Below are 9,964 nucleotides of genomic sequence, written 5' to 3'. Positions count from 1 at the left end.
CCTAAAAAACTCAATGATAAAAATGAAAGTATTAATTATCATAATATTCCTGCTGAGCTTGCATGGGAGATGAATTTACCTTTACCTGAGAATTATGAGTTTATATGGTTGGGTGGGCATGGAGTTGGAACTGAAGCATTAAAAGTATTTTTTTCATATAATAATATTATTATTCCGGATAATTATTTTAATTACGAAACAGGACTGCAACGATATAAATTTGCTTTAAACATTTTATTAAATGATATCACTCATATTAAAGCTATACGCCTAAAAGATTATTATTTTAATGACTATGAAAAATTTTGCAAATTAATTCAAAAAAAATGCAAGTTCGTGTTTCAAATAAGAGACTATATTGAAATATTTGTATGTTATCACAACCATAGAGCTAGAAAATCTAATGCTATTATGGAATTTGATACTGATACAGATTTACATAGAGTTTTCGATAGGTTTTGCTATTTTTCGTCTAGTGGGGAAAATCTTCCAATCGAATTAAATTTGAAGAATTTTAGCTCTTGGAATCCATTACATCAAGATATGGGGTTTAGAACCTGTATTATGGAATTTTCTATGCTTAAATCTTTCGATAATGTTTTGGATGTGTTTTATATTGATATGAAAGACATTATTGGAAATAGAACATATCAAACAATAAAAAGTGTGTTTAATTTTCTTGGTTTAGAAATGCAAGAAAATAAAAATTACCAAGAAAAAATTGTTAGCAATGATGATAAAATCATTTTTCCGCTAATCCTTGATATTTCTAAAATGATAAAACATTGTAATGATAATGCAAAACTCACGATAATTTCACGTGATGAAACATTTGATAGTATGATTTATGATGATATAACTGATACTTTAAACACGGAAAATATGTATAGAGTATTAATTCTTAAAGGAAATAAGTCTCTCTTAAATAATTTAATCTTAGAGAATCTACAAAGCTATTTTAAAAATTTTACTAATATACTAAAATATAAATTGGAAGAACAAAAGAAAAATAGAGTCAAAGAAACTGATTATATTAACATATATAAAGCAGATAAAATTCGCAGGAATTTGCTACATACTATGACAAATCACGAATTACAACATATCAAACAACATCGCCCCGATATAATTGCTTCTTGGAAATATTATATGGAATTTGAAAAAATGTGCGAAGAGTTGGATACAACAAATAAAGCAGAGTAAAGCACTTTGGAAAATAGTGATGATTGGCAAAAATCATAAAGACAAAATCGCTTGTCTTGCTTTTTCGCAAGAATTTAAACATTGCATCGGGTTGTTATCTATAACTTTACAGCTATCTAGCCGTAATCTTAACTCAGTTAAAAGAGTATCCATATCTAAAACAACTTCTCCAAATCCATCTCTTTCATAATCAAAATAACCTTGAGAATAAATATGCTTTGCAAAAAATTCATCTCTATCAAATTGGTAATATAGCACAGGCTTTTTTAAAACAGCCATTTCAAAAGCCACACTTGAATAATCTGTAATCATTAAAGAAGATTTACAAAACAACTCTTGCATACTTGTTTTATAAGAACTTATAATATAACTTGGTAGATTAAAATCATCTAAATACATCCTTACTTGTGGATGTGGCATAAAAACAACGCTATATCCGTATTGCTTTGCTAAATTTTCTAATTCTTTGCTGCATAAAAATTCTTGCCATTTTTGAAAATAAAGAGATTTTATAAAATCAGGATTTTTAGTTCTCACTCCATATTTTTGTATTTTCCCACTCAAATACTCTCTCCAAGTGGGCATAATTAAAATCTGTTTTGTGTTTGTTTTATTGTTTTTACGCAAAGTGTCCCATCTAGGAAATCCTGTTAATTTCACTTCTTTAGAAGTAAATTTATAGTGATTAAAATCACCTGCAATCGAATTATATTCAGCTTGAAATCCTGTGATAAATAAATCTATTTTTCTTTGATTAAGCCATTTTGAAACATCATCTTTTGTTACCCCGTGTTGTAAAAATATAAAATCTTTAGTTTTCAAAGTATCTCCACCAAAAGCATTAAAAATATATCTATCAATATGAGATGAGACAACCTTATCCGCTCTATGAAGCAAATATTTAAATTTCAAACTTTTTGGTTCCACCAACTTAAAACCTTCTTGTCTAAGTCTTTCATAATCACAAGATTTTTTTTGAAGAGCAAAAACAATTTTTTGTTCGGGATAATTTTGCATTACATACCTATATAAATGCTCGGCATTATCATCAGCTCTCCAGCTCATATCGGCAAATAACCACAAATTAGCATTTTTTGCTCTTTGTTTTTTTTGCCTTTTTAAGGTTTTCAAAACCTTGCTTAAATTCACAATAAACCTATCGTTAAAAATTAATTTTAATTTTTGTGAATTTACATAAACACTGAGTATCTTAGAATCATTTTTAATCTTAATCCACATTCTTCTTTCATATAAAAATATCTCATCTAGCAAATCATATTGCCTTATTTTGGAATATTGTGTATCAATTTTTTTATCATCTAAAAAAATCTCATTGACATGGGCTTTATCATTAAAATAATACTTCACTAAAATTTCATCATTTTTATCATCAATACTTTCGATGAAAGCCGCATTTTCACCACAAACTTCATTTTTAAAATAACTCAATACACCTCGTGTAATCCTATAATCAAAAGAATTATTTTTAAAATTTTTTATTGTAAAAACATCTATATAAGAAAAAATTTCAAATAAAATAGCTTTAAATTCCTTTTTTTCCATATGGCTTAGAATCTGTATTTTTGCATTAGAATCAAGCAATTCTTTTATATACCAGCAAAGATCATATAAAACAACATTTTGTATAAAATTAGGAATAGGTGTTTTTGCATCCTTTAAAAGTTTTAAATAACCCAATTTAGGCACTACAAGATAATAATCTTTAATTTTATTTTTACCATCAAGGGTGGAATTTCCATCTTTTCTTTTTCTATAAAAATACCTTGCATTTTTTAAAAATATAGATTTTTTATCTAAATTTTGCAATAAATATTCATTCACAAAGTTCGCATCTTCAAAATTAGGTTTTAAATCTTCATTGAAAAACAAAACGCCCAGTAAATCAAATTTTAAAATAACACTAGCAGCAGAAAGCTGGATAAAGTGATTTAACTCTTTATTGTTTAAAATAGTGCAATAATTTTTATATTTGTAATTTAAAGGATGATTATCCCTATAAGTCTTAAATTTTTCAAAATAAAATATCACATTGCAAGAAAGCATACAAATATCATCATCTTTGTATTTTTTGACATTTTTATCCACCTCGCAAAAATAATCCCTATCTAAAAAATCATCAGGGTCAGTAAAGCTTACCCAAGAGATAGCTAAATCGTTTTCTTTTAAATATTTTAAACCCAAATTTCTAGCACTAGCTTGACCACCATTTTCTTTATGTAAATAAATTATATTTTTGGGATATTTTTTTTGATATTTTTTAATAACACTAGCAGATTTATCAGTGCTTCCATCATCAACACAAATTATAAAAATATTGTTTTTAAAATCCAATCTTTGATTTATAATGGATTTAAAATAATCATCTAAATATTTTTCTACATTATAAACTGCAGAGACTATGGCATATTTACTATAAGCTCTATATTTTTTGGGTTTAAATTTAGAAAAAAGTTTAGTAAAATAAATCCTAAAAAAACTATCTAAGATGATTTTTACAAATTTTTTATTTTCATTCGAAAGTTTTAGCATTATAGTCTTCTTAAAAAAAGTAAAAAACTCTCCAAACTAAATTTTTTAGCTTTGCAACTATCGAATAAAATGGCATACTTATCTATGCTTACATTGTATTTTTTGCAAAGTTGCTCATAAAATTCTATTAAACTTACCCCATTATTCTCCAAATTCGAACCAAGTTTAATTTTTTGTTGCAAGATATTTGAATTTTTATCATACTGCTTAAAGTATCCACGCAGTCTATTTCTACCATGATAAAGATGAAATGCCACTTTCTTCTCAAAAAAATAAGGCAAACCATTAAAAGCAAGGTATTTTCTAAAACCTTGACTTAGAAGAGGTGCTTTATAAAATTTATTAATCATTAAATCTTTAGTTGGCTTAATTGCATTTTTATAAAGAGCAAGTTTTATCATAAATTCAAAATCCTCTCCACCACGCCCCATAAAATCTTCATCAAAACCACCCACAGCAAAATAATCTTCTTTTTTCATAAAAATACTAGCACTAGGAAGAGCAAGATGTAAAAACAAATCTTTCCTAAAAGAAATATACTTTTCAAACATTTCTTCTCTGCTAAATTTAAAAACTTCCCTTAAACCCTTTCTTGTAAGATACAAGCAAGGCAACATTATAAAAGAATTTTTACCCTTTTTAATATCATTAATGCACTCATCACTTAATTCCTCATCAAACAAACAATCTACATCCATAAGATAGATAAATTCGCCCAAACATTGCTCTACTGCTCTATTTCTAAGCAAACTTTGACAGATTAACTCGGTATAAAATTTCCCTGAAACTAATTTTACATTACTTTTTCTTGCAGTTATTTTTTTAAGATATTTATCAAATATGCTTCCGCGGTCATTATGCCCAAAAACAAGCTCAACCTCATCACTAGACCTTTTTAAAATATTTTTAATCTTTTTAAGTATATCAAAAGGTCTTAAATCCAAATCCACTGGAATGATGACGCTATATTTCAACTACACACTCCCTATCGCATAAAGCTGGATAATGCCTACAACTTTATTTTCTTTAGAAACAACAATTTCTTTAATCTTATGCCTTAGCATAATCTCCTCTGCCTCGCTTGCCATAGCATCCGCATCCACGACCTTAGGATTTGTACTCATAATTTCTTTAGCTGTAAAATCAAATCTTGGCTTATCATTAGCCTTTAAAGCCCTACGCAAATCCCCATCAGTGATGATTCCTACTAATTTTTCATTTTCAAGCACCACACAAAGCCCTAGCTTTCCACTTGTCATTACATCAACAAGGTCGTTAAATTCCGTATCAGGACTAACTAAAGGAAGATGGCTTGAAACCATCAAATCTTTTACCTTAGTTAAAAGCTTACGCCCCAAACTTCCCCCCGGATGAAAAAGCGCAAAATCATCGGGCTTGAAATTTCTGGCTTTCATCAAAGCAGCCGCTAAAGCATCGCCCATAACCAAAGTCGCTGTTGTTGAAGACATAGGAGCTAGCTGCAAAGGACAAGCTTCTTCTTTGATGGCTATATTTAAAAACACATCGCCTTGCTTTACAAGAGTAGAATTGCACCTTCCACACATCGCTATGAGTGGGATTTTACGCTTTTTAATCGCGGGGATAATCTTTAAAATTTCTTCTGTTTCACCTGAATTTGAAATAGCAATCAAAACATCATCAGCAGTCAGCATACCCAAATCCCCGTGCAAAGCTTCCCCCGGATGGATAAAAAAGCTAGGAGTGCCTGTGCTTGCTAAAGTAGCAGCGATTTTAGCTCCTATATGACCTGATTTACCCATTCCGCTTACTATGCAACGCCCTTTGGTATTTAGCATTAAATTCACAGCTTGGTTGAAATTTTCATCTAAATTTTTAGCCAAATCTAAAATAGCTCTAGCTTCTTTTTCAAAAACTTCCTTTGCTACTTCAAGAGTATTCATATTCAAACCTTAAAGATTAAGCACAACATTGGTAGCGATAGCAATTTGATAAAGAATTTGAGTTAGCATTGAAAAAATTTGCAAATTCTCGCTATCGACTTTTGGCAATACAAGCACAGAATCCCCCGCTCTCATATCTATACTTCCACGATATTTTTCTGCCTTGCCATTGCTTCTTATCACAAGAACCTTTGAAGTATCAGCTCTTTCTGCGTAACCCCCTGCAAGATTGATATAGTATTTTAAATCTTTTCCCTTATCATACACAAAAGCTCCGGGTAAAGAAACCTCACCTTGAACTATGATGAGATTATTTTTACTTGGCACATTTATGGTATCACCATCTTCTAAAATAACGGAATTATAAGACTTTGGATTGTCAATTACGATTTGTCCTTTAGGCTGCACTTGCTTAGCTCTTTGAATGAATTCTAAAATTGTTCTTGCCTGCTGGGCTCTTATAGCCGCACCCTGGGCTGTAACAGAACTGCTTGTCAGTGCTAAAGTTTCAAGCTCTTTAAGCTGGGCATTGATAAGCTCTTTTTGGGTTCTAGCCACGCTCTTTCTAAAGACCTGTAAGGCTTGCATATCTGATTGCAAATTCGCTTTGATAAGTTTGGAAACATCTTCTAAAGTCGTTCCTTTCCTAACAACTAAAGTTTTTAAACCATTATGCTCGCCATTGATGCTTAGGGTTATATTTTCAGAAATATATTCAGGGTGGAACTCCACTTCATCTGCGGTTTTGAGTAAAACCTTTGAAAATTGCATTTTATTATAAGCACTGACATCAAGCTTATGGTCATCTCCATAGCTTTTTACAATAGCATTGGTTACGATAGGTTTAGCCCCCGATACCCTAGCTAAATCCGCTAAAGTTTTAATATCATTTGAAAGTTCAAAACGAAAAGGTCTTTGCACATCCCCATTAACAAAAGCGTAATTTTGGACATTTCCTACTAAAATCACATCCCCACTTCTAAAAGGAAAAATATCCATCTGCCCCTTAAGCAAAAAATCATATAAATCAATATTTTTTATCACGCTATTATTACGCAAAATTTGTATATCTCTAAAGCTTCCGTATTCCAAGTTTATCCCACCTGCTTTATCAAGATATTGTATCACTGAATCAGAACTAAGCCCTTGATAAAGTCCCGGAGCATTGACACTTCCTGTTACAAAAACGCTAACATTTTGATAAGCATTCATATCCGCATAGACAAAAACATTATTTTTGTAAATTTTATTCACGCGTGCTTTTATAACACTGACAAGAGCGCTATTTTTCACTCCCAATAAATTAACAGCTCCTACTTTAGGGATAAAAATATTCCCTTGAGAATCCACAACTAAAATTTGAGAAAATTCAACAGCTCCCCAAATTTTCAGACTAATTTGATCCCCCACTGCGATTTTGTAATCAGGATTATAAACCCTTTGATTGTAATTTTTAAAATTTCCATTGAAAAGATGGGCTCCAAATACTGAAACAGGATGAATCTTTGTAAGATTATTTTCTTTACCAGCTAAACCATAAGTTGAACTTAAATTTTGCTCCATAGTCGCTGTGGATGAAGTTTGTTCCTCTGCGGCAATGATTTGCGAAATATCCACTGCTGCAAAACATAAAATACAACTAAAAAATAAAAGCCATATTTTTTTCATTTTAATACTTATGCTCCTCTACTATCATTTTAATAAATTTAACAATGCCAAAAATCAAAGATAATACAATAAAAGCGGTTAAAATATTATAAATTCTTTGAGGATACCTTGCACTTTGGGGGGTGTCTGGGCTTTGTATAACAACCAGTTGTTTTATCTTTCTTAAAGCTTCTATTCTGGCACTCTCATAAGCTTTTAAAGCCGCTTCATAAGCTTTTTGCGCAAAAGTAGCTTCTATGGTTAGGTCTTGAAATTTAGCCGCAAGGTCGTTAAGTTTTTGTGAAGGAGTATTGGCTGAAATTTTAGCCTTTTCTCTAAGAAGTTGCTTTTTAATCGCTTCAATTTCTGCCTTAAGGGCTACTACTTCAGGAGCTGCATCATTCATATAGCTTTGCAAGGTTAAAAGTTTGGCTTCTTTTTGGGCTAAATTGGCTTCAATCTGTGCAACCAAACTTGCTTTAGTTTCAGCTTGCTTTAAAGGGTCAAAAACTCCATACTTATTCTGAAAAGCAATCAAATCATTTTGTGCCTTTTGATAGCGTTCTTTATATTTTTGCACTTCGTTTTCAGCAAAAGCCATTTGTTCTCTAGCTGACTTATGTGAAATTTCATTGATAAATTTTTCACTTTCTTGCATAATACTTTGAGCTATTAAATGGGCTGATTCAGGCGTGAAGCCTTCTACTTCTACCTTTAAAAGTCCGCTATTTTCATCAGAATGGAGCTTAACCCTTGCTTGGTAATATTTAAGATAGCTTTCCATAGAGCTTGAGTCCCAAATTCTAAAAGGCAAATCGATGTGTTGTTCTTGATAAAGCTCCTTGAGTTTAATTTTTTCATCTAAGGTTTTTAGCATATCACTGGATAAGATATAGCCCTTTAGATATTTCATATCCTCGCTAGCTGTGGAGGTACTGCTGAGTAAAGATAAAATTCCACTCGTTTGTGTGCTTTCTCCGCTTGTGGCTCTAACATCTAAAATCATAGTGCTAACATACCTTGGTGCTGCAATTAACACATAATAAATCACAACAAAAATCATTAAAAACCAAACAATTTTAAAAGAATCAAATATACTTAAATCTTTGATTTTTTCCAATAAAGTTTTATTTTCTTCCATTAAGCCTTTCCTTGATACACAGCTATTCCTTCATCCACATCATCATAAACCGTGATTTGTCCGTTTTTCATATAGATTATTTTATCACACCATTCTTTAATTTCAGCTACGCTGTGAGAAACCATAATCACTTTTGATTTACTTAATCTTTCTTTGTAAATTTTCACGCTTTTTTCCCTAAAAGCAGGGTCTCCAACAGCCCCTGCCTCGTCAATGAGATAATAATCAAACTCAAAAGCCATACTCAGCCCAAAGGCAATTCTCGCACTCATTCCTGAAGAATAAGTCTTCATAGGCTCATCAAAAAATTTTCCCAGCTCCGCAAAGTCTTCTACAAATTTTACTTTTTCTTGAAGCTCTTTTCCCTTGTAACCATACACTCTAGCTACAAATTTAGCATTATCCCTAGCCGTCAAAGAACCTTGAAAAGCCCCATTTAACCCCAAAGGCCAAGAGAGTTTTTTATTGGTGATTATCTTACCACTATCAGCAAGCTCTGCACCGCTTAAAAGTCGCATTAGAGTAGATTTTCCAGCTCCGTTACTCCCCATCAAACCTATACTGCAATTTTCAGGAAATTCAAAGCTAAAATTTTTAAAAACATAATGCCTTCCACCGCTAAATAAAGGATAAGATTTAGTAAGATTAACAAGCTTTATCATTCTTTTTTCGCCGCTGTTAGAGCCTGTCTATTATAATAATACACAAAAAGTCCTATGAATAAAACAAGCAAAATCCAAAATATAGGGTAAAAATAGCTATACTCATCTTGCAAGGGATAATGCTCAAAAAAATTAAATCTCAAAAGCTCAAAAATATGAAGCAAAGGATTATAATAAAATAAATCAAGTAAGGGTCTTGGCATAAGCCAAGTAGGAAAAATCACCCCTGAAGTCCAGTAAAACACTATGCTAAAATAAGCAAGCAAGGTCCTTAAAGGCTCGACAAAATGCCAAATAATAGCAAAGCAAATTCCCAAAGCAAAGCCTGAGCAAATCAATAAAAAAATGCAAAATAACACTTCAAGCAAATAATTAGGAAGCACATCAAAGCCAAAAAACCATCCCGCAAAAAAAAGCACGGTAATCAAAATCACAAAATAAATACAAAACTCCAACAAGGTCCTAGCAATAAATACATGAATGGGTTTTACGGGCTTGTAAGCAAAAAGGGATAAATTCGCCTGAGTGCCATTCATTAGCTGATTGACTATGCTTCTAAACATAAAAAAAGGCACTATGCCTGAGATTAAAAACATAAAAATAGAAATCCCTTCAGGCATTACCTGATGATGATACTCTCTAATGATAGTTACTATGGTCGTAATCACTAAAACAATAGCCATAGGCTCACCCACGACCCAAAAATAACCCAAATATCTATTTTTACCAAATCTCGTCTTTAATTCCCTAAAAAATAAAGCGTGAATTACATTAAACATTGCTTGTTATTTATCCTAAATTTAAAGCTCTAATCATAACGCATTTTTTTAAACAAAACG

General features: G+C 31.3%; 8 protein-coding genes. 1 reads left to right on the top strand and 7 read right to left on the bottom strand.

Features of this window, described 5'->3' with window-relative positions:
• The coding region (locus ACLL8X_RS07075) for a DUF2972 domain-containing protein (RefSeq protein ID WP_411990224.1) at positions 1 to 1,203 on the top strand (1,203 nt) is incomplete at its 5' end.
• Positions 1,204 to 1,236: 33 nt separating this feature from the next.
• On the opposite strand, the gene ACLL8X_RS07070 is transcribed toward ACLL8X_RS07075, so the two are convergent.
• Genes ACLL8X_RS07070 through kpsM form a run of 7 tightly spaced genes read right to left on the bottom strand, consistent with a single transcriptional unit; the run spans position 1,237 to position 9,904 of the window.
• Complete coding sequence (locus ACLL8X_RS07070; protein WP_411990223.1) at positions 1,237 to 3,753, bottom strand: CDP-glycerol glycerophosphotransferase family protein; 2,517 nt, start codon at positions 3,751 to 3,753, stop codon at positions 1,237 to 1,239.
• Entirely contained in the window at positions 3,753 to 4,727 is a 975-nt protein-coding gene (locus ACLL8X_RS07065) for a galactosyltransferase-related protein (RefSeq protein WP_411990222.1), read from the bottom strand. The genes ACLL8X_RS07070 and ACLL8X_RS07065 overlap by 1 nt, the downstream gene beginning before the upstream one ends.
• Positions 4,728 to 5,675, bottom strand: a complete 948-nt coding sequence (locus ACLL8X_RS07060) for a KpsF/GutQ family sugar-phosphate isomerase (RefSeq protein WP_411990221.1) — start codon at positions 5,673 to 5,675, stop codon at positions 4,728 to 4,730.
• Between the two features lie 9 nt (positions 5,676 to 5,684).
• Complete coding sequence (locus tag ACLL8X_RS07055) at positions 5,685 to 7,343, bottom strand: polysaccharide biosynthesis/export family protein (protein ID WP_411990220.1); 1,659 nt, start codon at positions 7,341 to 7,343, stop codon at positions 5,685 to 5,687.
• Position 7,344: 1 nt separating this feature from the next.
• Positions 7,345 to 8,463, bottom strand: coding sequence for a KpsE/RkpR family capsule polysaccharide export protein (locus tag ACLL8X_RS07050; protein WP_411990219.1), 1,119 nt, complete (start codon positions 8,461 to 8,463; stop codon positions 7,345 to 7,347).
• Positions 8,463 to 9,125, bottom strand: a complete 663-nt coding sequence (locus ACLL8X_RS07045) for an ABC transporter ATP-binding protein (protein ID WP_411990218.1) — start codon at positions 9,123 to 9,125, stop codon at positions 8,463 to 8,465. Before ACLL8X_RS07045 ends, ACLL8X_RS07050 begins: the two co-directional genes overlap by 1 nt.
• A complete protein-coding gene (gene kpsM / locus ACLL8X_RS07040) occupies positions 9,122 to 9,904 on the bottom strand; it encodes a capsule polysaccharide transporter KpsM (protein WP_411990217.1) in 783 nt (260 codons plus the stop codon). Before kpsM ends, ACLL8X_RS07045 begins: the two co-directional genes overlap by 4 nt.
• Between the last annotated feature and the right edge of the window lie 60 nt (positions 9,905 to 9,964).

Source organism: Campylobacter parajejuni (assembly GCF_046764905.1).
Classification (GTDB): domain Bacteria; phylum Campylobacterota; class Campylobacteria; order Campylobacterales; family Campylobacteraceae; genus Campylobacter_D.
This window is presented reverse-complemented; position numbering and strand designations above follow the sequence as displayed.

Excerpts from the sequence above, each read along its gene's own strand:
- ACLL8X_RS07060 (WP_411990221.1), bottom strand. The coding sequence starts at position 5,675 with ATGAATACTCTTGAAGTAGCAAAGGAAGTTTTTGAAAAAGAAGCTAGA.
- ACLL8X_RS07055 (WP_411990220.1), bottom strand. The coding sequence starts at position 7,343 with ATGAAAAAAATATGGCTTTTATTTTTTAGTTGTATTTTATGTTTTGCA.
- ACLL8X_RS07050 (WP_411990219.1), bottom strand. The coding sequence starts at position 8,463 with ATGGAAGAAAATAAAACTTTATTGGAAAAAATCAAAGATTTAAGTATA.
- ACLL8X_RS07045 (WP_411990218.1), bottom strand. The coding sequence starts at position 9,125 with ATGATAAAGCTTGTTAATCTTACTAAATCTTATCCTTTATTTAGCGGT.
- ACLL8X_RS07070 (WP_411990223.1), bottom strand. The coding sequence starts at position 3,753 with ATGCTAAAACTTTCGAATGAAAATAAAAAATTTGTAAAAATCATCTTA.
- kpsM (WP_411990217.1), bottom strand. The coding sequence starts at position 9,904 with ATGTTTAATGTAATTCACGCTTTATTTTTTAGGGAATTAAAGACGAGA.